The following is a 22,726-nucleotide window of genomic DNA, read 5'->3' on the forward strand; positions in this document are numbered from 1 at the left end:
TGCCTTCGCGAGCAAGCCCGCTCCCACAGGGATCAGTGGTGTTTGCTGAAGCGTCGTACGAGCTTCATCACTACCACGAAGAACAACGGCACGAAGATCACCGCCAGCGTCGCCGTGATCATCCCGCCGATAACCCCGGTACCGATGGCCTGCTGGCTTGCCGAACTGGCGCCAGTGGCGATGGCCAACGGCACCACGCCGAGGATGAACGCCAGCGAAGTCATGACGATCGGGCGCAGACGCAGGCGCGCGGCTTGCAACGTCGCGTCGATCAGGTCGTGACCTTCGTCGTACAGGCTCTTGGCGAATTCGATGATCAGGATCGCGTTTTTCGCCGACAGACCGATGATGGTAATCAGCCCGACCTTGAAGAACACATCGTTGGGCATGCCGCGCAAGGTCACCGCCAGCACTGCGCCGAGCACACCCAGCGGCACCACCAGCAGAACCGAAGTCGGAATCGACCAGCTCTCGTACAGCGCCGCCAGACACAGGAACACGATCAGCAACGACAGACCGAGCAAGATCGGCGCTTGACTGCCGGACAACCGTTCCTGCAACGACAGCCCGGTCCATTCCTGACCCAGACCCTTCGGCCCTTGGGCGACCAGACGTTCAATCTCCGCCATCGCTTCACCGGTGCTGTGCCCCGGCGACGGTTCGCCGGAAATCGCAATCGCCGGGTAACCGTTGTATCGGGTCAGTTGTGCCGGGCCTTGCGTCCATTTCGCCTGAACGAACGCCGACAGCGGCACCATGTGCCCGGCGTTGTTGCGCACATGCATTTTCAGCAGGTCATCGACCTGACTGCGCTGATCGCCTTCGGCCTGTACCACCACCCGCTGCATGCGCCCCTGATTGGGGAAGTCATTGATGTAGGAGGAACCCACGGCGGTGGACAACACGCTGCCGATGTCAGCGAACGACACGCCCAGCGCATTGGCCTGCTTGCGGTCTACCTCCAGTTGCACCTGCGGCGCTTCGGCCAGCGCGCTTTCGCGCACGTTCATCAGCACCGGGCTTTTCTCGGCGGCGGCGAGCAGTTCGCTGCGCGCCTGCATCAATGTCGCGTGACCGAGACCGCCGCGATCCTGCAGACGGAATTCGAAGCCGCTCGACGTGCCGAGGCCGTCAACCGGCGGCGGCAACACAGCGAACGCGATGGCATCCTTGATCTGGCTCAGGGCGATATTGGCGCGATCGGCAATCGACGTAGCCGAATCGTCGCTGCCGCGCTCCGACCAGTCCTTGAGGGTGGTAAACGCCAGCGCCGCATTCTGCCCGCTGCCGGAGAAGCTGAAGCCGAGAATCACCGTGCTGTCGCCAACCCCCGGTTCACTGGCGTTGTGCGCTTCGATCTGCTCGACCACCTGCACCGTACGGTTTTTGCTCGCACCCGGCGGCAACTGAATGTCGGTGATGGTGTAACCCTGATCCTCAACCGGCAGGAACGAGGAGGGCAGACGCGCAAAGCACAGGCCCATGCCGATCAGCAGCACGCCGTAGATCAGCAGATAACGCCCGCTGCGCTTCAGCGCGTAACCGACCCAGCCTTGATAACGATCGGTCAGTTGCTCGAAGCGGCGGTTGAACCAGCCGAAGAATCCGCTTTTCTCGTGGTGCTCGCCCTTGGCAATTGGCTTGAGCAGCGTGGCGCACAGTGCAGGCGTCAGCGTCAGGGCCAGAAACGCCGAGAACAGGATCGAGGTCGCCATCGACAGCGAGAACTGCCGGTAAATCACCCCCACCGAGCCCTGCATGAACGCCATCGGGATGAACACCGCCACCAGCACCAGGGTAATACCGATGATCGCCCCGGTAATCTGCTTCATCGCCTTGCGCGTCGCTTCTTTCGGCGACAGGCCTTCAGTGGCCATGATGCGCTCGACGTTCTCCACCACGACGATGGCGTCGTCCACCAGAATGCCGATCGCCAGCACCATGCCGAACATGGTCAGCACGTTGATCGAGAAACCCAGCGCGAGCATGGTGGCGAAGGTGCCCATCAGGGCCACCGGCACCACCAGCGTCGGAATCAGCGTGTAGCGGATGTTCTGCAGGAACAGGAACATCACCGCAAACACCAGCAGCATCGCTTCGCCCAAGGTGTAAACCACTTTGGTGATCGAGACTTTGACGAACGGCGAGGTGTCGTACGGAATCTTGTATTCGACGCCCGCGGGGAAGTAGCGCGACAGCTCGTCCATCTTCGCCCGGATCAAAGTGGCGGTCGCCAAGGCATTGGCCCCCGGGGCCAGTTGCACGCCGACGGCGGTGGACGGCTTGCCGTTCAGGCGCGTGCCGAACTGGTATTCCTGACTGCCGACTTCGACCCGTGCCACATCGCCGATGCGCACGGTGGAGCCGTCAGGATTGGCCTTGAGCACGATGTCGGCGAACTCTTCCGGCGTCGACAACTGCCCCTTGACCAGAATGGTCGCGGTGATTTCCTGCGAGGACGGATTGGGCAAGTCGCCAATACTACCCGCCGACACCTGGGCGTTCTGCGCGACGATGGCGGCGTTGACGTCAGCCGGGGTCAGGTTGAAACCGATCAGCTTCTGCGGATCGATCCAGATCCGCATCGCCCGCTCGGCACCATATAACTGCGCCTTGCCGACGCCGTCGATGCGTTTGATCTCGTTCATCACGTTGCGCGCCAGATAATCACTGAGCGCCACGTCATCGAGCTTGCCGTCGCTGGAGGTCAGGGTGATCAGCAGCAGGAAACCGGCAGAGACTTTCTCCACCTGCAGGCCTTGCTGATTGACTGCCTGCGGCAGGCGCGACTCGACCACTTTGAGGCGGTTCTGCACATCCACCTGCGCCAGCTCCGGGTTAGTGCCCGGCTGGAAGGTGGCCTTGATCGTCGCGCTGCCGAGGCTGCTCTGCGATTCGAAGTACAGCAGGTGATCGGCGCCGTTGAGCTCTTCTTCGATCAGGCTGACCACGCTTTCATCGACGGTCTGCGCCGAGGCGCCAGGGTACACCGCGTAGATTTCGATCTGTGGCGGCGCGACATCGGGGTACTGCGCCACCGGCAATTGCGGAATGGCCAGCGCACCGGCCAACAGGATGAACAGGGCGACAACCCAGGCGAACACCGGGCGATCGATAAAGAACTGCGGCATATGAAAGCGTCCTGCTTACTGACCAGAGGTCTGGGCAAGTGGAAGAGGGGTGTCGTCGATCTGCACTTTTTCGCCTGGACGGGCGTGTTGCAGGCCTTCGATGACAATGCGGTCGCCGGGCTTGAGGCCGCCGGTGACGATCCAGCGGTCGTTCTGCACCGCGCCCAATTGCACCGGCTGCTGGGCGACGCGCATCTGTTCGTCGACGGTCAGCACCTGGGCGATACCCGCGCTGTCACGCTGCACCGCACGTTGCGGCACGGTGATGCCGTTCTGTACGGTGGCTTGTTGCAGACGTACACGGATGAAGCTGCCCGGCAGCAGGTCGAGATCGGGATTGGGGAACTCGCTGCGCAGAATGATCTGGCCGGTGCCCGGATCGACGCTGATGTCGCTGAACAGCAATTTGCCCGGTAACGGGTAGAGGCTGCCGTCATCCTGAATCAGCGTGGCCTTGACCTGATCCTGACCGACTGCCTGCAACTGCCCGGAACGGAACGCGCGACGCAGTTCGTTGAGTTCACGGGTCGACTGGGTAAGGTCGGCGTAGATCGGGTTGAGCTGCTGAATCAGCGCCAGCGGCGTGGTTTCGTTCTGCCCGACCAACGCACCTTCAGTGACCAATGCACGGCCGACCCGCCCGGAAATCGGCGCGGTGACGGTGGCGTAGCCGAGGTTCAGCTTCGCGCGTTCCACTGCAGCTTTATTGGCCGCCACATCGGCGGCGGTTTGCCGGGCATTGGCGCGGGCGTTGTCGTAATCCTGAGCGCTGATGGCCTTGTCGTCGATCAACTGCGCGTAGCGTTGTTCCTGCAGCCTGGCCTGGAAGGCATTGGCCTCGGCCTTGCGCAACGCGGCTTCGGCGCTATCGAGATCAGCCTTGAACGGTGCCGGGTCGATGCGAAACAGCACGTCACCCTTTTTCACGTCGCTGCCTTCACGGAAGGTCCGTTGCAGCACCACCCCGGCCACTCGGGCACGCACTTCAGCGATGCGCGGGGCGGCGATACGCCCGCTCAGTTCACTGCTGATCGACAGGGGGCGGGCCTCGATGGTCTCGATGCGCACGGTGGCTGGCGGCGCTTCTTCTTCGGCCTTCGAGGACGAATCACAGGCGCTCAGCAACAGCGCAGCGGCGATCAGGCCGAGCCCGGCCAGCAGATTTTTCGACATGTACCACCCCCAATATTGAAGCCCGCATCCTAAGGCCAGACGCCGAGGGTAGCGGTGAAGCTTTGTAGGCGCTGTGTGAAATTGTGTAAGGGTTTTACTCAGGGACGGGTGAGGGCGTATATCCTTTACGCCTTGAAATTTATTGCGACAGATAAACCGTCATCTCGAGCAGGCTCACTCCTACATTGGAACTGTGCCAGACACGAACCTTGTAGGAGTGAGCCTGCTCGCGATGAGGCCCAAACAGTCGCCACTGCACTTTCCTGGAACACCCCATGCCCAACATCCTCCTGGTCGAAGACGACACCGCCCTCGCCGAACTGATTTCCAGCTACCTGGAGCGCAACGGCTATTCCGTCAGCGTGATCGGCCGTGGTGACCACGTGCGCGAGCGGGCACGGATCAATCCGCCGGATCTGGTGATCCTCGACCTGATGCTGCCCGGTCTCGACGGCCTGCAGGTCTGCCGCTTGCTGCGGGCCGATTCGGCGACGCTGCCGATCCTGATGTTGACCGCTCGCGACGACAGTCACGATCAGGTGCTGGGCCTGGAAATGGGCGCCGACGATTACGTCACCAAACCCTGCGAGCCCCGGGTTTTGCTGGCCCGGGTGCGTACGTTGCTGCGGCGCAGCAGCCTTGGTGAGCCGATGACGGTCAATGACCGCATCGTCATGGGCAATCTGTGCATCGACCTGTCCGAGCGCACCGTGACCTGGCGCGAGCAACCGGTGGAACTGTCCAGCGGCGAATACAATTTGCTGGTGGTGCTGGCCCGGCATGCCGGGGAAGTGCTGAGCCGCGATCAAATCCTGCAACGCCTGCGCGGCATCGAGTTCAACGGCACCGACCGTTCGGTAGACGTGGCGATTTCCAAGCTGCGGCGCAAGTTCGACGACCACGCCGGCGAGGCGCGCAAGATCAAGACGGTATGGGGCAAGGGCTACCTGTTCAGCCGCTCCGAGTGGGAATGCTGAGCTGATGTTCAGAATCCTGTTTCGCCTGTATCTGGTGACGATCGTCTCCTACAGCGCGGCGATCTATCTGGTGCCGGATCTGGTGATCATGGCGTTCCGCGAGCGCTTCATCACCTACAACCTCGACTACTCGCGCGGCTTGCAATCGCTGATCACCCGGCAGTTCCACGCGGTGCCGCAGGATCAGTGGCCGGCACTGGCGCAATCGATGGACAAGGACTTCCAGCCGCTGCACATCGCACTGGCGCGCATCGACGACGCCGGGTTCACCGCCCCCGAGCAAGTGCGCTTGCGCGCCGGGGAAAACGTGGTGCGTATCGGCGATTGGGGATGGCGCACCTTGGCGGTCACGCCGCTGAACGATGACGTCGCCGTGCAAATGGTGGTACCGCCGGATCCGCTGGACGTCAATCTGTTGTACTGGAGCATCAACGTGCTGATCGGTGCGAGCATGCTCGCCTGCCTGCTGCTGTGGATTCGCCCGCACTGGCGCGATCTGGAACGCCTCAAGGGTGCTGCGGAACGCTTCGGCAAGGGCCACCTGAACGAGCGCACGCAGATCCCCGCCAGTTCCAACATCGGCAGCCTGGCCAACGTGTTCGACACCATGGCCGGCGATATCGAAAATCTGCTCAACCAGCAGCGCGACCTGCTGAATGCGGTGTCCCACGAATTGCGCACGCCGCTGACCCGTCTGGACTTCGGTCTGGCCCTGGCGCTGTCCGATGATTTGCCGGCGACCAGTCGCGAGCGCCTGCAAGGACTGGTCGCACACATTCGGGAACTGGATGAGCTGGTGCTGGAACTGCTGTCTTACAGCCGCCTGCAGAACCCGGCGCAGTTGCCCGAGCAGGTCGAGGTTTCGCTGGATGAGTTCATCGACAGCATTCTGGGCAGTGTCGATGAAGAGCTGGACTCACCGGACATCGTTATCGACGTGCTGCTGCACGGTCAGCTCGAACGCTTCACGCTGGATCCGCGCCTGACCGCCCGAGCGATCCAGAACCTGCTGCGCAATGCCATGCGCTATTGCGAAAAACGCATTCAGATTGGCGTGCAGGTCAGCCCCGATGGTTGCGAGATCTGGGTCGACGACGATGGCATTGGCATCCCGGATGATGAGCGTGAGCGGATTTTCGAACCGTTCTATCGCCTTGATCGCAGTCGTGATCGGGCTACCGGCGGCTTTGGTCTGGGCCTGGCCATCAGCCGTCGGGCGCTGGAGGCGCAGGGCGGGACCTTGACGGTTGAAAGTTCGCCGCTGGGGGGGGCGCGGTTCAGGTTGTGGTTGCCTGACATGACTTGACCCGAAACCCGTGGGAGCGGGCTTGCTCGCGAAGGCGGAGTGTCAGTCGACATAAATTAATCTGACACACCGCTTTCGCGAGCAAGCCCGCTCCCACAGGGGGGTTGTGTTGGTCAGATCAGTTGGTTCGACTGAATCAAGCCAACCCCGGCCGTCTGCATCCGCTCCATCGCCGCTGCCAGTGACCCATCCCTGTCAATGGCACGACAGGCATCCAGCACCACGAACGCGTTGAACCCCGCCGCCCGTGCATCCAGCGCAGAAAACATCACGCAGAAATCCAACGCCAGACCGACCATGTACACCGTGTCGATACCGCGCTCCTTCAGATAACCGGCCAGACCGGTGGTGGTGCGCCGGTCCGCTTCGAGAAACGCCGAATAGCTGTCGATGTCCGGATTACAGCCCTTGCGGATGATCAGTTGCGCGTGCGGCAGGTTCAGCTCGGGGTGAAACTCGGCGCCGGCAGTGCCTTGCACACAATGCTCCGGCCAGAGTACCTGCTCGCCGTAGGGCAACTGAATTACCTCGTAAGGCTGGTATCCGGGGTGGCTTGAGGCAAAGGACGCGTGGCCGCTTGGGTGCCAGTCCTGGGCAATCACCACCTGTTTGAACAGGCCACCGAGGCGATTGATCAGCGGCACGATCTGATCGCCTTCGGGCACGGCCAACTGGCCGCCGGGGATGAAGTCGTTCTGCACGTCAATGACCAGCAGGGCGGTGCGGGGTGAAATCTGCATCGGGGCTTCCTCCTTGGATAATCACCCGCTCAGCATAGTGGAGCGGCACTCACGCGCCCAGCTTGTCGACCAGGTGTTTTGCCAGGTCTTCCAGCGCCGGCGCCGGGTTGTGCCCGATCAACATCCACGCATGCTCACCTTCGGTCCAGTACACCACGTTCATTTCGTGGCGCCGTTCGTGCGCCAAAGGCTGGCTGCCACTGTTGGAGCGAGTCACGCACAAGGCCAGCGGCCCGTGTTTCGCATCGAGATAGGTCAGTTGCGCAATCGGCACACCGTCGTACTCGAGCATTTGTGCACGCTTGAGTTCGGCGCCCGGCAACTTCACCAGTGCCGGCGACAGACTCAGCCCCAAGCGTGCATCTACCGCACGCAGTTGCGATCGCTGGCTGGCTTCGTCACTGGGCAGGTGATCGAGGGTTTGCGGCACATACAGTGCCATGTAGTCGCCCACCAGGGCGCGCCAGTTATGCGTTTGCTGCGTTTGCCAGGCGAGAAACAGGCGATCGGCCAACACGCCGCCCGCCAGCAGACTCGCGGCGGCCGCACCGATGAACCAGCGTCTGCTCAGGCCTGGCTGCTGAGGGGCGGGGATGGCATCGAGGCGCGCCTGCAAACGTTCCAGCGGTGCCTGTTGCGCCAGTTCGTCATAGGCATCCTTGTACGGCAGGCTGCTGCGTTCGAACCATTGCACGCGCAGGCTGAGCAACGGGTCGTCGGCAATCGCGCTGTCGAGCTGGCTGCGATACGCGGGGTCCAGCTCGTCATCGAGGTAGGCCACCAGTTGTTCGTCGGAGGGCCTGTTCATGGGTGGTCACCTCCGGTGGTTTTCGGCACGGCTTGCAGGGGCGGATATTCAGCCAGTTTCAGTCGCGCGGTGGCCAGACGGCTCATCACCGTGCCGATCGGCACTTGCAGGATCTCGGCGACTTCGCGGTAGGACAGGCCTTCGACATAGGCCAGGTACACGGTTTCGCGTTGGGTCTCCGGCAACGCATCGACCCGGCGGATCACCTGCGCCGCCATCACATGAGTCTGCGCGGCGTATTCGCCATCGAAGGCCAGTTGCGCGTCGGCATCGACCTGACCGGCGCCCTGACGCACCCGGCGGGCGCGCACTTCGTTGAGCCAGATTGAATGCAAGATGCTCAGCAGCCAGCGATCCATGCGCGTGCCGGCCACATATTGGCCGACACGTTCCAGCGCCCGCACACACGTGGCCTGCACCAGATCCTCGGCCACGTGCCGATTACGCGACAGCAACAGGCCGTAGCGCCATAAACGCGCCAGATGCTGTCCGAGTTCCGCTCTGAATGCCTGATCGCTGACGATGATGGCGTTCCTTTATCTATGTCAGGTTTTCGATGAATCGTTGATGGCTTCAGCCAGGTCCTGGTATTCCTCGCAGGCGGTGCCGCAAATCGATTTGATCTGCTGCAATTGCTCCTGCGCCAGGTCGACGCGACCTTTGATCACATAGGCTTCGCCGAGGTATTCACGCACTTGCGCGTACTGCGGATCGAGTTTCACCGATTGCAGGTAATAGCCGATGCCTTCATCGGTACGCCCCAGTTTTCGCGTGGCGTAACCGCGATAGTTGAGGGCTTTGGCGGTGTTCGGTTGTTGCAGGGTGTCGAGCAGGGCCAGGGCCTCTTCGTAGCGACCGTCCTTGGCCAATCGGTAGGCATAGTCGGTGCGATCGACATCCCGTACGGCGCTGCTGGTCTGCAGCACACATTTCTGTGATTTGCTGTCCCAGACCTGGCCTTTGGGGCAGTTGGGCTTCTGCACGGGCGCGCTTTCATCACCGTTGGCAAACGCCATCGATGCGGACAACACGGTGACCAGCAGCAGCGGGGCGGCGAACATAACGGAACGGATAGTCATGGGCAAGGCTCCACAGAGGGTTATGTTTCACTTTGAACACCACAGCCCGGCATTTTATTCATTGCTTTGTCAGGCTCTGTTCAAGGTACGCGCAAATCGCGGCGTTATGCTCGGCTACGCCCGCCGTCCATCCAGCGCTTTGCCATGCCCCGGCGCTGACACACGAGGAACTGCCATGAAAGATCAGGTCCATCACTCCGCTGCTGCCGGCTACAAGACTGCCGCTGACACCTACATCAAGGGCCGCCCGGACTACCCGCCGCAGGTCAGTCAGTGGCTGACCCAGACGTTGGGTCTGGACAGTCACAAGACCGTCATCGATCTGGGCGCCGGCACCGGCAAGTTCACCGGACGGCTGGCGGCCACCGACGCGCAGGTGATCGCCGTGGAACCGGTGGCGCAGATGCTGGAAAAACTTTCCGCGGCCTGGCCGCAGGCGTTGGCGGTGAGCGGTACCGCGACCGATCTGCCACTGCCTGACGCGTCGGTGGATGCAGTGGTCTGCGCGCAGGCGTTCCATTGGTTCGCGACCCCGGAAGCCCTGACGGAAATCGCCCGCGTGCTCAAGCCTGGCGGCAAGCTTGGGTTGATCTGGAACCTGCGCGATACGCAAGTCAGCTGGGTGCCGAAACTCGACGCGATCGTCAATGCTCTGGAAGGTGATACGCCACGTTATTACACCGGTCTATGGCGCGAGGTGTTTCCGCATCCGGCGTTCGGGCCGTTGCAGTTGCAGCAGTTTCATCATGGACACACCGGCTCGCCCGAGGACGTGATCTTCAATCGGGTGCGCTCCACCAGTTTCATTGCGGCCTTGCCGCAGGCGCAGCGCGACAGGGTTGATGAGCAGATTCGCGCGTTGATTGCCTCGGAGCCGGCGTTGCGTGGGCGGCATGTGCTGACGGTGCCTTATGAGACGGCGGCTTATGTGGCGGTGAAGGGCGGTTAGATCGGCGGTGCAGCCCTTCGCGAGCAGGCTCGCTCCCACAAGGATCGGTGGTGAATGCAGAACTGCGTTCACCGAATATCAATGTGGGAGCGAGCCTGCTCGCGAAGAGGCCAGCCCTGACACTGCATCTCTCGACCCAGTCCCGCATTTGGCCGAACCGCCATCGTGATGCCTTGTTATAGTTCGGGCCTCATTTTCAGCCCGGTAAAGGATCACTGCCATGACTCAATACACCGCCTTCAGCGTCGAACTGGCCGACAACATCGCGCATGTGCAGATCAATCGCCCGGAAAAGATCAACTCGATGAACGCCGCGTTCTGGAGCGAGATCGTCGAGATTTTCCAGTGGATCGATGACACCGATGAAGTGCGGGTGGTGGTGTTGAGCGGCAACGGCAAACACTTTTCCTCCGGCATCGACCTGATGATGCTCGCCGGCGTCGCCAATGAACTGGGCAAGGACGTCGGCCGTAACGCACGCCTGCTGCGGCGCAAGATCCTCACCCTGCAAGCCTCGTTCAACGCCGTCGACAACTGCCGCAAACCGGTACTGGCGGCGATTCAGGGCTACTGCCTCGGCGGTGCGATCGACCTGATCGCCGCGTGCGACATGCGCTACGCCGCCGAAGACGCGCAATTCTCGATCAAGGAAATCGATATCGGCATGGCCGCCGATGTTGGCACTTTGCAACGGTTGCCACGGATCATCGGGGACGGCATGCTGCGTGAACTGGCTTACACCGGGCGCACTTTCGGCGCAGATGAAGCGCGCAGCATCGGTCTGGTCAATCGCGTTTACGCTGACAAGGAGCTGTTGCTCGAAGGCGTGATGGACATTGCTCGCGAGATCGCCAGCAAATCGCCAATTGCGGTCACCGGCACCAAGGAAATGATCAGCTACATGCGCGATCATCGCATCGACGACGGCCTCGAATACGTTGCCACCTGGAACGCCGCCATGTTGCAATCCACCGACTTGCGCGTGGCCATGGCCGCCCATATGAGTAAACAGAAACCCGAATTTCTGGATTGAGAAACCATGACAGCTCGCTGGACCACTGCAGTACTGGACACCGATCAACCCGGCGGCTGGGCCGTGGCGCGCAGCCCCGAAGGCTTTCTGTTCGATGACAACGGCGCACTGTTTCCGCGGGAATGGCTCAAGCGTCAAGACCTGTCAGTCCTCACCGAACACGGCATCGGCCATCTCGATGGCGAGCCGGTGTATCTGCTGGAATTGCACAGCTCCAGCGACATGCCGGGCTGCAACTGGAAAGGTCTGCGGGCGTTCATGCTCGAAGGCGATCACACCGTCTATAAGGTGCTGGGCTATGCCGCGCAGATCGGCACCTGGGCGCGTGAACATCGCTTCTGCGGCAACTGTGGGCAGGCGATGACCCAGGTGCCGCGCGAGCGAGCGATGTATTGCCAGCCGTGCGACCTGCGCAGTTACCCGCGGATTTCGCCGAGCATGATCGTGCTGGTGACCCGTGGCGACGAGATCCTGCTGGCGCGTTCACCGCGTTTCGTCACCGGGGTCTACAGCACGCTGGCCGGGTTCGCCGAGCCGGGCGAGTCGGCGGAGGATTGCCTGATTCGCGAAGTACGCGAGGAAGTCAGCATCGAAGTGAAGAACATCCAGTACATGGGCAGCCAGTGCTGGCCGTTCCCGCATTCGATGATGCTCGGCTTCCATGCCGAATACGCCGGGGGCGAGATCGTCTGTCAGGAGGACGAGATCGAGGACGCACAGTGGTTCAACGTGCACGATCTGCCGCCGTTGCCGGCGTCAAAATCGATTGCCCGGTACCTGATCGACGTCTACGTGGCGCGCCGCTTAGGTCACGCTGAACCAGTGTTGCCAGGCTAGGCGCACGGTCAAACCCAATACCACGGTGATGAACACCGGACGAATGAACTTGGCGCCGCCGCTGATCGCGGTGCGCGCCCCGAAGAACGCGCCGACCATCACCGACAGGCCCATGCTCAGGCCGATGATCCAGTCCACTTGCCCGGAAAACACGAACACCGACAGCGCCGCGATGTTGCTGACGAAGTTCATGCTGCGCGCCACCCCGCTGGCCTTGACCAGGTCGATCGGGTAGAGCAGCAGGCTGCTGACGGTCCAGAACGCACCCGTGCCGGGGCCGGCCACGCCGTCGTAGAAACCGAGGCTGAAGCCTTGGGTCGATTGCCATTTCTTCTTGATCGGCGCGTCGCTGTCCAGCGGCGCTTTGGGCGTGCCGCCGAACAACAGATACAGGCCACAGGCGAAGACGATCACCGGCAGCATCTTGTTCAGCCATTCCGCCGGCAGGTAGTGCGCGACGATGGCACCGGTGAGCGCGCCGACCAGGGTGCCGACGATCGCGTGCATCCACTGCCGGGGGTGGAACAGTTTGCGTCGGTAGAAGGTGAAACTGGCGGTGGCCGAGCCGAACGTCGAACTGAGTTTGTTGGTGCCCAGCACCAGATGCGGTGGCAGGCCGGCAGTGAGCAGCGCCGGGGTGGTCAACAGACCGCCGCCGCCAGCAATGGCGTCGATGAAACCGGCAATGAAAGCGACAAGGGCCAGAACGGCCAGGGTGGTGAGGTCAACGCTGAGTTCGAAAGGCATGGAATCGGCTTATTCGGCAGGGCGCAGAAGGGCTGCGGGGAAGGCGGTCATGTTACCTGTATCCAACTGTTGCGGCGACCCGTCTGACGACTTCGCGAGCAGGCTCGCTCCCACATTTTGAAACGCATTCCACCCTGTGGGAGCGAGCCTGCTCGCGAAGACATTCTTCATGCCGCCACCAATCCAACTGTTGCCCACACAACAACCCGGCAACAAATCTCCCTTCCACAAAACATCAACTCCACCCCGAAACCCAACAAAACCAGGCATTCCTAGCCTGGCACGCTTGCTGCTCTGTCCCATTGACCTTCCCAATGTCCCGAGGACACGCCAATGAGCAAGCAAGCCGTGAAATTCGCCTACTGGGTGCCGAACGTCAGTGGCGGCCTGGTGGTCAGCAAGATCGAGCAGCGCACCGACTGGGGCATCGACTACAACCGCAAACTGGCGCAACTCGCCGAAGCGGCCGGGTTCGAGTACGCCCTGACGCAGATCCGCTTTACCGCCGGTTACGGTGCCGAGTTCCAGCATGAGTCGGTGGCGTTCAGTCATGCGCTGCTGGCCGCCACCAGCAAACTCAAGGTGATAGCGGCGATTCTGCCGGGGCCTTGGCAACCGGCGCTGGCAGCCAAGCAGTTGGCGACCATCGATCAACTCACCAACGGCCGGATTGCGGTCAATATCGTCAGCGGTTGGTTCAAGGGCGAATTCCAGGCCATCGGCGAACATTGGCTGGAACACGACGAGCGCTACCGGCGTTCCGAGGAATTCATCCGCTCGCTGCGCGGGATCTGGAGCCAGGATAACTTCAGCTTTCGCGGCGACTTCTACCGCTTCGACAATTACAGCCTCAAACCGAAACCGCTGGGCCGCCCGGAAATCTTTCAGGGCGGCAGTTCCCGTGCGGCACGAGACATGGCGGCGCGGGTCTCGGACTGGTATTTCACCAACGGCAACAGTGTCGAAGGGATCAAGGCGCAGGTCGATGACATCCGGGCCAAAGCGGCAGCCAACAATCATTCGGTGAAGATCGGCGTCAACGCCTTCGTGATTGCTCGCGACACTGAAGAAGAGGCGCGTGCTGTACTGGCGCAGATCATCGATCAGGCTGACCCGGAAGCGGTTAACGCCTTTGGTGACGCAGCGAAGCAGGCGGGCAGGGCGTCGCCGGAGGGTGAGGGCAACTGGGCGAAATCGACGTTCGAGGATCTGGTGCAATACAACGATGGCTTCAAGACCAACCTGATCGGCACGCCACAGCAGATTGCCGAGCGGATTGTGGCGCTGAAAGCGGTGGGGGTGGATCTGGTGTTGGCGGGGTTTCTGCACTTTCAGGAGGAGGTGGAGTATTTCGGCAAGCGGGTGTTGCCGTTGGTGCGAGAGCTGGAGGCTGAAAAGACTGCCGCAGTAGCCTGACCACCACAAAACCAATGTGGGAGCGGGCTTGCTCGCGAAGGCGTCGTGTCAGTCAATATTCATGTAACTGACAAACCGCTTTCGCGAGCAAGCCCGCTCCCACATTTTCGATCTATGTGAACTAGAGACCCAGTTCCGACAGCCCCGGATGATCATCCGGACGCCGACCCAGCGGCCAATGGAACTTGCGCTCGCTTTCCTTGATCGGCATGTCGTTGATGCAGGCATAGCGCTGGAACATCAGGCCGTGCTCATCGAACTCCCAGTTTTCATTGCCGTAGGAACGAAACCAGTTGCCCGAATCGTCGCGCCATTCATAGGCGTAGCGCACGGCAATCCGCGTGTCAGAGTAGGCCCAGAGTTCCTTGATCAGGCGGTAGTCGAGTTCCTTGGCCCATTTACGGGTCAGGAAGGCCTTGGCTTCTTCGCGGTTGTTGGCGAACTCGGCGCGGTTGCGCCATTTTGTGTCGAGGGTGTAGGCCAGCGAAACCTTCTCGGGATCGCGGGAGTTCCAGCCATCTTCGGCCAGACGTACTTTTTCGATAGCCGATTCACGATTGAACGGCGGTAAAGGCGGACGCACTTGGGCAGCAGTCGACATTTTCAGTCTCCCGATCTAATTAACGATTAAACAACGGTTGAGGCTTATTTAAGGCGTTACAGGTCCAATAACTTACGCGCCATGCATTGCGCATTATCAGCGGCACTGTGATCACCCATCACAAGCGCTACGGTAATGGCGCCGTCAATCAGGATCAGCAATTGTCTGGCCAGACGTTGCGGATCTTCGACGCCATGTTCGGTACACAGCTCGCACAGGTAGTCGAGCAGCTTCTGTTTGTGGTCTTTGGCGACCTGGCGCACCGGGTCTTCGGGATCACCGGTCTCGCCACTGGTATTGATGAAAGCACAGCCACGGAAGCCTTCCGAGGCGAACCAGCTTTTGAGCACGGTAAACAGGTTGAGCAGGCGGTCGGCCGGGGTTTCGGCCTGATCGACGGCGCTGCGGTACCAGTGCATCCAGCGCACATCGCGGCGTTGCAGGGCGGCGACGGTCAGCTCCTCCTTGTTGGCGAAGTAGCGGTAGATGCTTTTTCTGGAGACGCCGGCGGTTTTCACCAGAAGATCCATGCCGGTGGCCGCGATGCCACTTTTGTAGATCAACTTTTCGGTGACATCCAGAATGATGTCGCGGGTCGAGGTGTCAGTGATTTCGTTCATGCGGCCAACAGTAGAACGATCGTTCTCCTTGGTCAAGCAGTTATTTTTGTGTCTGCCATACCGCTTTCGCGAGCAGGCTCGCTCCCACATTTGAAATGCGATCCATTGTGGGAGCGAGCCTGCTCGCGAAGGGGGCATTACAGACAGTAACAAGACCCGAACCGGTTGATGGTGTAAGCTCTCGGGTTCTTCGGATTCGACCCATTGCGAGCCCTATGCCGTTGCTTTTCAAACGCTCTTTGCTGCCCAAACTGCGCAGCTTTCCGCTGACTGCCGAGGCCGTGACCATTCTGTCCGGCGCCGCCGAGTTCCGTCGTTGCCTGCTGGAGAAAATCGCTGAGGCGACCCGGCGCATCTACATCGTTGCGCTGTATCTGCAGCACGACGAGGCCGGTCAGGAAATCCTCGATGCCTTGCACGCCGCCAAGCTCAAGCGCCCGGAGCTGGAGATCGTCGTGGTGGTTGACTGGCTGCGCGCCCAGCGCGGGTTGATCGGTGCCGGCAAACAGCCGGGCAACTCGGCGTGGTACCAGGAAATGACCCGCACCCATCAGAGTGAAGTGCCGGTCTACGGCGTGCCGGTGCAGACCCGCGAACTGTTTGGCGTCCTGCATCTGAAAGGCTTCGTGATCGACGATTGCGTGGTTTACAGCGGTGCGAGCCTGAACAACGTCTACCTGCACAAGTTCGACAAGTACCGTTTCGACCGCTACCACGTGCTGCACAGCCGCGAACTGGCGGATTCGATGCATCATCTGGTCAAGCACGGTCTGATCGAATCCAAGGCTGTGCATCGCCTCGACCTGCCGAACCTGCCGACCACCCGCAGCCTGCGCAACGACATCGGCGACCTGCGCAGCCGTCTCAAATATGCGGCGTACGACACCAGCGCCGGCAGCACCGCGCATACCGGCCTGTCGGTAAGTCCGCTGCTGGGCGTGGGCAAGAACAACCCGTTGAACCGGGTGATTGTCGAGCTGATCGCCAGTGCGCAACAGCAGCTGACCATCTGCACGCCGTACTTCAACCTGCCGCTGCCGATCATCCGCGAGGTCAACCGTGCGCTGGCCCGTGGGGTGAAGATCGACATCGTGGTCGGCGACAAGACGGCCAACGATTTCTACATTCCGCCGAGCGAGCCGTTCAAGGTGATTGCGGCGCTGCCGTATCTGTACGAAATCAGCCTGCGGCGTTTTGCCAAGCGGCATCAGCGCAACATCGACAGCGGCCAGTTGAACCTGCATCTGTGGCGTGACGGCGACAACAGCTATCACCTCAAGGGCATGTGGGTCGACCAGCGCTATACGCTGCTGACCGGCAACAACCTCAATCCACGGGCATTTCGTCTCGACCTGGAAAACGCGCTGCTGATCGATGATCCGCAAGGCGAGTGGCTTGAGCCACGGGCGAAGGAGCAGCAAGAGATCTTCCGCAACACCACGCGGATTGCCAGCTTCCAGAACCTGGAAACCTTGCCGGAGTACCCGGCGGGGGTGGCGAAGTTTCTCAAGCGCGTGAGCCGGGTGCGGATCGAGCGGTTGCTCTACCGGATTTTGTAAACTTTCAGATTATTCGGTGCGGTTAAAACCGCTATCGCTAGCAGGCTCACTCCTACAGGGGAATGCATTCCAACTGTAGGAGTGAGCCTGCTCGCGATGGGGCACTTAAGGCCTCTACATCAATCAGTTCAGACCGAGCTTGCCACGCAACGTGGACAGGTCTTCCGCCAGGGTATTGACCGGGCCAACCAGCGCCTTGCGATCGTTGTCCTTCACCTTGTCATAAGTCTCGAAACCACCGTCCTTGGTCTTGTACTTGGCAAGGATCTTGTCCACGGTGGCGAAGTTCTTGTCGACTTTGGCAACAAACGCCTTGTCCTGTTTTTCGATCTGCGGACGGAACAGGTCGACGATTTTCTTCGCGCCGTCGATGTTGCCCTGGAAGTCGTACAGGTCGGTGTGGCTGTAACGGTCTTCTTCACCGGAGATCTTGGTCGCGGCAACCTCTTCCAGCAGAGCAGCCGCACCACCGACAACTTTCTCCGGCGGGAAGGTCAGGCCGGCGACGCGGGTCTGCAGGTCTTTCACGTCGCTGTCCAGCTTGTCAGCCAGAGCGGTCAGGCCTTCAGTGGTTTTCTCCGAGAACAGCGAATATTCAATGCGGTGAAAACCGGTGAAGTCTTCAGCCTTCACGCCTTTTTCGTGGTCGTCGACGCGCGAGTCGATGGACGCATCAAGGTCACTGAACAGCTCGGCAATCGGCTCGATCGACTCGTAGTAGACGCGGGTCGGCGCGTAGAGCTTTTGCGCGGTGGCCAGATCGCCTTTCTTCACCGCATCGGTGAATTGTTTAGTGTGGCTGCCCAGTTCATCCAGTTGCTCGGTGACGTAGATCTTGTAGTCCGACACCGGGCCGACCAGATCCAGTGGCGCCGTCGCGGCGAACGCCGACAGCGGGGTGTTGAGCAAACCGAGGGTCAGCAGTAACGCGAGTGGCGACTTTTTCATGGAGCGGCTCCGAGGTTTTTTATGGTTAGGCAGCTGTTTTGGGTTGGGTGGCGTTGAGCAGCGAGCGACCGATGAAATCCTTGTCGCCGGTGACACCCGGAAGGGTGAAGAAGTAACCGCCGCCGACCGGTTTGAGGTATTCCTCAAGCGGCTCGCCGTTGAGCCGGGTCTGCACGGTGATGAAGCCTTTTTCCAGATCGGCCTGGTAGCAGATGAACAGCAGGCCCATGTCGAGCTGGCCGTTCTTGTTCACGCCGTTGGAGTAGTTGAACGGCCGGCGCAGGATCAGGTTGGCCTGGCTCGCGGCGGTGCGCGGGTTGGCCAGGCGAATGTGCGCATCGAGCTTGGTCAGTTTGCCTTCCGGGTCTTTGCTGTAATCCGGGACTTCGGTCTCATGCTGCGCGCCCATCGGCGCACCCGTGGTCTTGACCCTGCCGATGATGCTTTCCTGTTCCTGCAACGGCGTACGATCCCAGCGCTCGACAAAATTGCGGATGATCCGCACCGCTTGATAGCTGCCGTGGACCGCCCACGCCGGCTCATCGCTGCCCGGTTGCACCCAGACAATCTTGTCCATGGCCTTGGCATCGTTGGAATCGGGGTTGGCCGAGCCGTCGCGGAAACCGAGAAAGTTACGCGCCGATTGCGCCGGCACACCCGGTTTCGCCGGAGCTTGCGGCGGCACGCTGCCTTCCTGTTTCCAGCGCACCAGCAGCAGGTCCGGCAGGTTCTTGACGATGTCGCGCAGGGCGTGAATGTTGGTGTCGGCGGTGTTCGAGCAGAACTGCAGGCTCAAGTCGCCGTGGCAGCAATCGGCCTCCAGCGCATCGTTGGGGAAGCCGACCATGCGTTGCAGGCGCTTCGGTTTGGCGTCGGCCAGGCCGAAGCGCTCGTCGAACAGCGACTCGCCCACCGAGACGGTGATGGTCAGGTTGTCCGGAGTCACCACCGGGCCGAGAATGCCGGAATCCGGCGGCGGCAGTTTCGGGTCGATCTGCGCCACCGGGCCGCCCTTCATCAGGAACGCGATGCGCTCGTTGAGGGTACGGAACAGCCGCTCAAGGTCTTCGCGATCGCTAGCCAGTACGTCGAACGACACGAACATGCCGGCCGCCGGCCGCGGGGTGACGATCCCGGTCTGGTGCACCCCATGGAAATCGTGGCGGTCTTCGGTCTTGTCGCTGCTCGGCGCTTCGGTGACTTGCGCCGGCGCTGCAGCCATGGCCGGGCAGCTCAGGGCCGAACCGGCCAGGGCGACGCCGGCGACACCCATGCCCATCAGCAGGCGGCGACGTTGCAGATCGAGGTTTTGCAATTCTTTCATCGGTATTCGTCTTCTGCTTACAGGCCGGAAAGGCCGAGGGCGGGATCGATGCCATCCAGAGCGTCAGCCAGAGCCTGAGCCTTGTCGGCGATCTGTTTGCGTTGTTCGCCACTGACCGTGTCGTAAGTGGCGTAGCCGTCCTTGACCTTGAAGTTGTTCAGTACGCTGTCGAAATCACTCAGCGCCGCGTCGATTTTCGGCAGCAGATCCGGCGCCGACCTGGTCAGCATCGGCCGCAGCAGCTCGACCACTTTGTGTGCGGTTTCCAGGTTGCTGGCGAAGCCATTGAGGTCGCCGTGGCTGTAGCGTTCCTCTTCACCGCTGGCAGCACGCACGTCGGCCAGGGTGTTGAGATTGCGCACCACGATGCTTACCAGTTGCTCCGGTGGCAGCGATTGGGCCAGCAGTTGCTGTTTTAGGGTGGTGACGTCGGCTAGCAGACGCTCGGCAACCGGGTTCAAGCCATCGAGGCTGCGTTGCTGGAACAGCGCGTATTCGACCCGGTGGAAACCGACGAAGGCCGGATCCTGTTCGCGTTTTTCGAAGTAATCGGCGCGGGCATTGATGCTGTTGTCCAGTTCGGCCAGCCGTTGCGCGGCAGGCGCCAGACGCTGGTAAGCGGCACGCGCCGGCAGGTACAGCGCTTGCGCCTGGGCCAGGTCGCCACCGGCAATCGCTTGATTCAGTGCGGTCACGGCTTTGATCAGCGCGCTGCCCTGCGTCGCCAGATACACACGGAACTCCGACAGCGGCCCGACGAAAGCGACCATCGATGGCTTGGCCTTGGCGGCAGCATCGGAGGCTGCAGTTGGCGTCACGTGCAGTACGCCACGCGGATTGCTCAGCAGACCGCAAGTGATCGCGTAGTCGCCGGGCTGCAGATTGGCGTTGATCACCTGGCTCAGGCCCGGCGCGATGTTTTCGCGCTCTTCGATCACCAGCACGCCGTCGAGGATTTCCCACTCCACCGCCCGGTCAGAACGGTTGACGATGCGGAAACTGGCGCGGCCAGCAGGAACCGTCAGCTCATTCGGATCACAGCTGTGCGCGTTGATGTTGACCACCACTTCGTCATGGTTGTGCTGACGCTTGGCAGCGGCCATTTTCGAGGCGTAGTAGAACAGGCCACCGGCGGCGATCATCACGACCACCGAACCGGCCACCGCCCAGCGCAAGGCGCGGGGAGGCGAGGCCTGAGGAGTATTAGGCTTTGACATGGAGGCCCTTATTGGCTGGAAACGGAAGACGATTTGCCGGCGGCGTCAGCGCTCGAGGCCGGCGCGGCGGGGTAGAAAAACATCACCAGCGCCAGCACCAGATAGATCAGGTACGCACCGAGAGTGCTGACGGTCGGCGCATCCTGATACCCGAACATGCCGGCCAGCACCGAACCCAGCGGGCCGTCCATCGGCAGCGTCGCGCTGAAGTCGAACAGCACGGTTTGCAGGTGATTCCACACGCCGGCTTCATGCAGGGCTTGCACCGAATTGGCGAGGATCCCGGCGGCGACCACCAGAATGAACAACCCGGTCCACTTGAAGAACGCCGACAGGTTCAGGCGCATGCTGCCGCTGTAGATCAGGAAGCCGACAACAATCGCCAGCACCAGGCCGAGCAGGGCACCGATCGGCGCGCCCGGGCCTTCGCTCTGCTGGAACACGGCGAGCAGGAAGAACACGGTTTCCAGGCCTTCGCGAGCCACGGCGAAGAACACCATGGCGATCAGCGCGATCACCTGATGCTTTGACGAGGTCAGGGCGTGATCGAGCGAGGCTTGCAGCGAATGCTTGATCGAACGCGCGACCTTGCGCATCCAGAACACCATCGAACTGAGAATGCCCACCGCGACCAGACCGACAATGCCTTCGAACAACTCCTGCTGTTTCTGTGGGAATTCGGCGCTGACCAGTTCCAGGCCACCGCCGACCAGCAGCGCCAGCGCGGCGGCGAGGAAGACGCCGATCCACACTGCCGGCATCCACTGGCCACGACCGGTCTGTTGCAGGTAGCTGGCGATGATGCCAACGATCAGCGCGGCTTCAATGCCTTCGCGCAGCATGATCAGAAAGGGAACGAGCATTCGGTGTCCACTAAGTCATTCGAAGAAGTTACAAGTTGTAACATAATGACAACCATTCTCACATGACAATGATTGACATAAACCTGAACGCAAGCTGAACAACCTGTTTTTTGCCACGCACAAATCCCTGTGGGAGCGGGCTTGCTCGCTCCCACAGGGGATTCGTGCTGAATTCGCATCCTGCGTTAAGATGCCACTCACCCGAAAACAACAAGGTCTGCCTCGCTCCATGTCGGAAAAAGACACCATCGCCGTGCAACTGGTGCGTGAAGCGCTGCTGCAAAGTTGTGCCCCGGGCGTGGCCACGGATGAAGTCTTGAACAAGGTCGGGATTGCTCCGGCGCTGCTGCACAGCGAGCAAGGTCGGGTGCCTGCCTCGCAATACGCCAGACTCTGGCGCTTGCTGGCCCGGCGCGGCGATGACGAGTTCTTCGGCATGGATCCGCGTCGGCTAAAGTCCGGCAGCCTTGAGTTCCTTTGCCGCAGCGCCATGGCGCAACCGACGCTGGCCGCCGGCCTGGGCATGGGCCTGAATTTCCTCTCCTTGATGCTGGAAAAAATGCCCGCGCAATTGGCGCATCAGCAGAGCCTGGCGGAAATCGTCCTGCTCGAAGACGATCCCGAGCCGCGTCGGGCGTTTACCTATTTCACCTACTGGATGATCGTCCACGGCGTGGCCTGTTGGCTGGCGGGGCGGCGGATTCCGATTCTGGCGATCGAACTGCGCTGCGCCGAGCCGGATTTCTGCGACGACTACCGGGTAATGTTCTCGGAAAACCTGCGCTTCGAGCGTCCGCGCACGCGGATGATCTTTGCTGCTGACTGCCTCGACCTGCCGATCAAGCGTACGGCCGAAGAACTGAAACGCTTTCTGGCCCATGCGCCGGCGAACATTCTGGTGAAATACCGCGACCCGGAAAGCCTCGCCAGCCGGATCAAACAGGACCTGCGGCAGCTACCCGCCGAACAGTGGCCGGAGACCGAGGCGCTGGCGCAACAGCTGTGCATGTCCGCCTCGACCCTGCGCCGACGTTTGTCCGAGGAAGGGCAGACCTATCAGGGGCTCAAGGACAGCGTGCGCAAGGAACTGGCAATCAGCTGGCTGGCGGAGCCGTCGATCAGTTTCGTCGAAATCGCGACGCGGCTGGGGTTTGCCGATGCGAGCTCGTTCTACAAGGCGTTTCGCAAGTGGTCGGGGTCCAATCCTGGGCATTACCGCACGCTGATCCTTAATGAAGCGGTCTGATCCGGATTGTTTGTAGCCTGATCAGGCCTCTTCGGGAGCAAGCCCCCTCCCACATTTGAAATGCATTTTTCCTGGTATTTGCAGCCTGCCTGGATTGCTCAGGTGGCCATCATTTGAAATGCATTGTTCCTGTGATGTGCAGCCTGCCTGGC

At 61.2% G+C, this 22,726-nt stretch carries 21 protein-coding genes; 8 read left to right on the forward strand and 13 right to left on the reverse strand.

Going from position 1 to position 22,726, the window contains the following annotated elements:
* Window positions 1–32 precede the first annotated feature (32 nt).
* Together ACOYXG_RS12765 and ACOYXG_RS12770 are read right to left on the reverse strand one after the other, a co-directional pair.
* On the reverse strand, window positions 33–3,131 hold the full coding sequence (locus ACOYXG_RS12765; RefSeq protein WP_098963968.1) for an efflux RND transporter permease subunit: 3,099 nt from the start codon (window positions 3,129–3,131) through the stop codon (window positions 33–35).
* A gap of 15 nt (window positions 3,132–3,146) precedes the next feature.
* Complete coding sequence (locus ACOYXG_RS12770) at window positions 3,147–4,304, reverse strand: efflux RND transporter periplasmic adaptor subunit (RefSeq protein ID WP_096797435.1); 1,158 nt, start codon at window positions 4,302–4,304, stop codon at window positions 3,147–3,149.
* Between the two features lie 275 nt (window positions 4,305–4,579).
* Here ACOYXG_RS12770 and ACOYXG_RS12775 point away from each other — a divergent pair, with 275 nt between their 5' ends.
* A complete protein-coding gene (locus tag ACOYXG_RS12775; protein WP_003224662.1) occupies window positions 4,580–5,281 on the forward strand; it encodes a response regulator in 702 nt (233 codons plus the stop codon).
* Between the two features lie 4 nt (window positions 5,282–5,285).
* Entirely contained in the window at window positions 5,286–6,587 is a 1,302-nt protein-coding gene (locus ACOYXG_RS12780; RefSeq protein WP_027611982.1) for an ATP-binding protein, read from the forward strand.
* A 113-nt stretch (window positions 6,588–6,700) separates the two neighbouring features.
* Here ACOYXG_RS12780 and pncA read toward each other — a convergent pair whose 3' ends face one another.
* From pncA to ACOYXG_RS12800, 4 genes are all read right to left on the reverse strand, one after another.
* Entirely contained in the window at window positions 6,701–7,327 is a 627-nt protein-coding gene (gene pncA / locus ACOYXG_RS12785; protein ID WP_097089688.1) for a bifunctional nicotinamidase/pyrazinamidase, read from the reverse strand.
* A 49-nt stretch (window positions 7,328–7,376) separates the two neighbouring features.
* Window positions 7,377–8,135: an anti-sigma factor family protein gene (locus ACOYXG_RS12790; protein ID WP_097089690.1), complete on the reverse strand. Its 759-nt coding sequence runs from the start codon at window positions 8,133–8,135 to the stop codon at window positions 7,377–7,379.
* Complete coding sequence (locus ACOYXG_RS12795) at window positions 8,132–8,617, reverse strand: RNA polymerase sigma factor (protein WP_221303486.1); 486 nt, start codon at window positions 8,615–8,617, stop codon at window positions 8,132–8,134. The genes ACOYXG_RS12790 and ACOYXG_RS12795 overlap by 4 nt, the downstream gene beginning before the upstream one ends.
* 63 nt (window positions 8,618–8,680) lie before the next feature.
* Window positions 8,681–9,214 carry a tetratricopeptide repeat protein gene (locus tag ACOYXG_RS12800; RefSeq protein ID WP_097089691.1) on the reverse strand — a complete coding sequence of 178 codons (534 nt, stop codon included), beginning with the start codon at window positions 9,212–9,214 and terminating at the stop codon, window positions 8,681–8,683.
* A gap of 175 nt (window positions 9,215–9,389) precedes the next feature.
* On the opposite strand from ACOYXG_RS12800, the gene ACOYXG_RS12805 reads away from it, so the two are divergent.
* From ACOYXG_RS12805 to nudC, 3 genes are all read left to right on the forward strand, one after another.
* Window positions 9,390–10,163 (forward strand): class I SAM-dependent methyltransferase, encoded by a 774-nt coding sequence (locus tag ACOYXG_RS12805; RefSeq protein WP_414889172.1) that lies wholly within the window; start codon window positions 9,390–9,392, stop codon window positions 10,161–10,163.
* Between the two features lie 220 nt (window positions 10,164–10,383).
* The gene (locus ACOYXG_RS12810) at window positions 10,384–11,196 is read left to right on the forward strand and encodes a crotonase/enoyl-CoA hydratase family protein (RefSeq protein ID WP_027611976.1); all 813 of its coding nucleotides are present in this window, start codon (window positions 10,384–10,386) and stop codon (window positions 11,194–11,196) included.
* 6 nt (window positions 11,197–11,202) lie between these two features.
* Entirely contained in the window at window positions 11,203–12,033 is an 831-nt protein-coding gene (nudC, locus tag ACOYXG_RS12815; protein WP_414889171.1) for an NAD(+) diphosphatase, read from the forward strand.
* Here the strand turns inward: nudC and ACOYXG_RS12820 are convergent.
* Window positions 12,001–12,780 (reverse strand): TSUP family transporter, encoded by a 780-nt coding sequence (locus ACOYXG_RS12820; protein WP_460358169.1) that lies wholly within the window; start codon window positions 12,778–12,780, stop codon window positions 12,001–12,003. The genes nudC and ACOYXG_RS12820 overlap by 33 nt on opposite strands.
* 333 nt (window positions 12,781–13,113) lie before the next feature.
* On the opposite strand from ACOYXG_RS12820, the gene sfnG reads away from it, so the two are divergent.
* Entirely contained in the window at window positions 13,114–14,196 is a 1,083-nt protein-coding gene (sfnG, locus tag ACOYXG_RS12825; RefSeq protein WP_460358172.1) for a dimethylsulfone monooxygenase SfnG, read from the forward strand.
* 121 nt (window positions 14,197–14,317) lie between these two features.
* Here sfnG and ACOYXG_RS12830 read toward each other — a convergent pair whose 3' ends face one another.
* Both ACOYXG_RS12830 and ACOYXG_RS12835 read right to left on the reverse strand, forming a co-directional pair.
* Complete coding sequence (locus ACOYXG_RS12830) at window positions 14,318–14,797, reverse strand: nuclear transport factor 2 family protein (RefSeq protein ID WP_115989829.1); 480 nt, start codon at window positions 14,795–14,797, stop codon at window positions 14,318–14,320.
* A 56-nt stretch (window positions 14,798–14,853) separates the two neighbouring features.
* Window positions 14,854–15,417, reverse strand: a complete 564-nt coding sequence (locus ACOYXG_RS12835; protein WP_096796073.1) for a TetR/AcrR family transcriptional regulator — start codon at window positions 15,415–15,417, stop codon at window positions 14,854–14,856.
* A 215-nt stretch (window positions 15,418–15,632) separates the two neighbouring features.
* On the opposite strand from ACOYXG_RS12835, the gene pssA reads away from it, so the two are divergent.
* Window positions 15,633–16,976, forward strand: coding sequence for a CDP-diacylglycerol--serine O-phosphatidyltransferase (pssA, locus tag ACOYXG_RS12840; RefSeq protein WP_115989828.1), 1,344 nt, complete (start codon window positions 15,633–15,635; stop codon window positions 16,974–16,976).
* Window positions 16,977–17,099: 123 nt separating this feature from the next.
* Here the strand turns inward: pssA and efeO (ACOYXG_RS12845) are convergent, their stop codons facing one another.
* From efeO (ACOYXG_RS12845) to efeU, 4 genes are read right to left on the reverse strand one after another with little or no spacing between them, the layout of a single operon-like run.
* Window positions 17,100–17,924: an iron uptake system protein EfeO gene (efeO, locus tag ACOYXG_RS12845; RefSeq protein ID WP_027611970.1), complete on the reverse strand. Its 825-nt coding sequence runs from the start codon at window positions 17,922–17,924 to the stop codon at window positions 17,100–17,102.
* 25 nt (window positions 17,925–17,949) lie between these two features.
* Window positions 17,950–19,248: an iron uptake transporter deferrochelatase/peroxidase subunit gene (gene efeB, locus ACOYXG_RS12850; protein WP_460358179.1), complete on the reverse strand. Its 1,299-nt coding sequence runs from the start codon at window positions 19,246–19,248 to the stop codon at window positions 17,950–17,952.
* 17 nt (window positions 19,249–19,265) lie between these two features.
* A complete protein-coding gene (gene efeO / locus ACOYXG_RS12855; RefSeq protein ID WP_460358181.1) occupies window positions 19,266–20,465 on the reverse strand; it encodes an iron uptake system protein EfeO in 1,200 nt (399 codons plus the stop codon).
* An 8-nt stretch (window positions 20,466–20,473) separates the two neighbouring features.
* A complete protein-coding gene (gene efeU / locus ACOYXG_RS12860; RefSeq protein ID WP_027611967.1) occupies window positions 20,474–21,328 on the reverse strand; it encodes an iron uptake transporter permease EfeU in 855 nt (284 codons plus the stop codon).
* A gap of 229 nt (window positions 21,329–21,557) precedes the next feature.
* On the opposite strand from efeU, the gene ACOYXG_RS12865 reads away from it, so the two are divergent.
* On the forward strand, window positions 21,558–22,574 hold the full coding sequence (locus ACOYXG_RS12865) for an AraC family transcriptional regulator (RefSeq protein WP_460358185.1): 1,017 nt from the start codon (window positions 21,558–21,560) through the stop codon (window positions 22,572–22,574).
* The last annotated feature ends 152 nt before the right edge of the window (window positions 22,575–22,726 follow it).

It is taken from the genome of Pseudomonas sp. G3-39, from assembly GCF_054790485.1.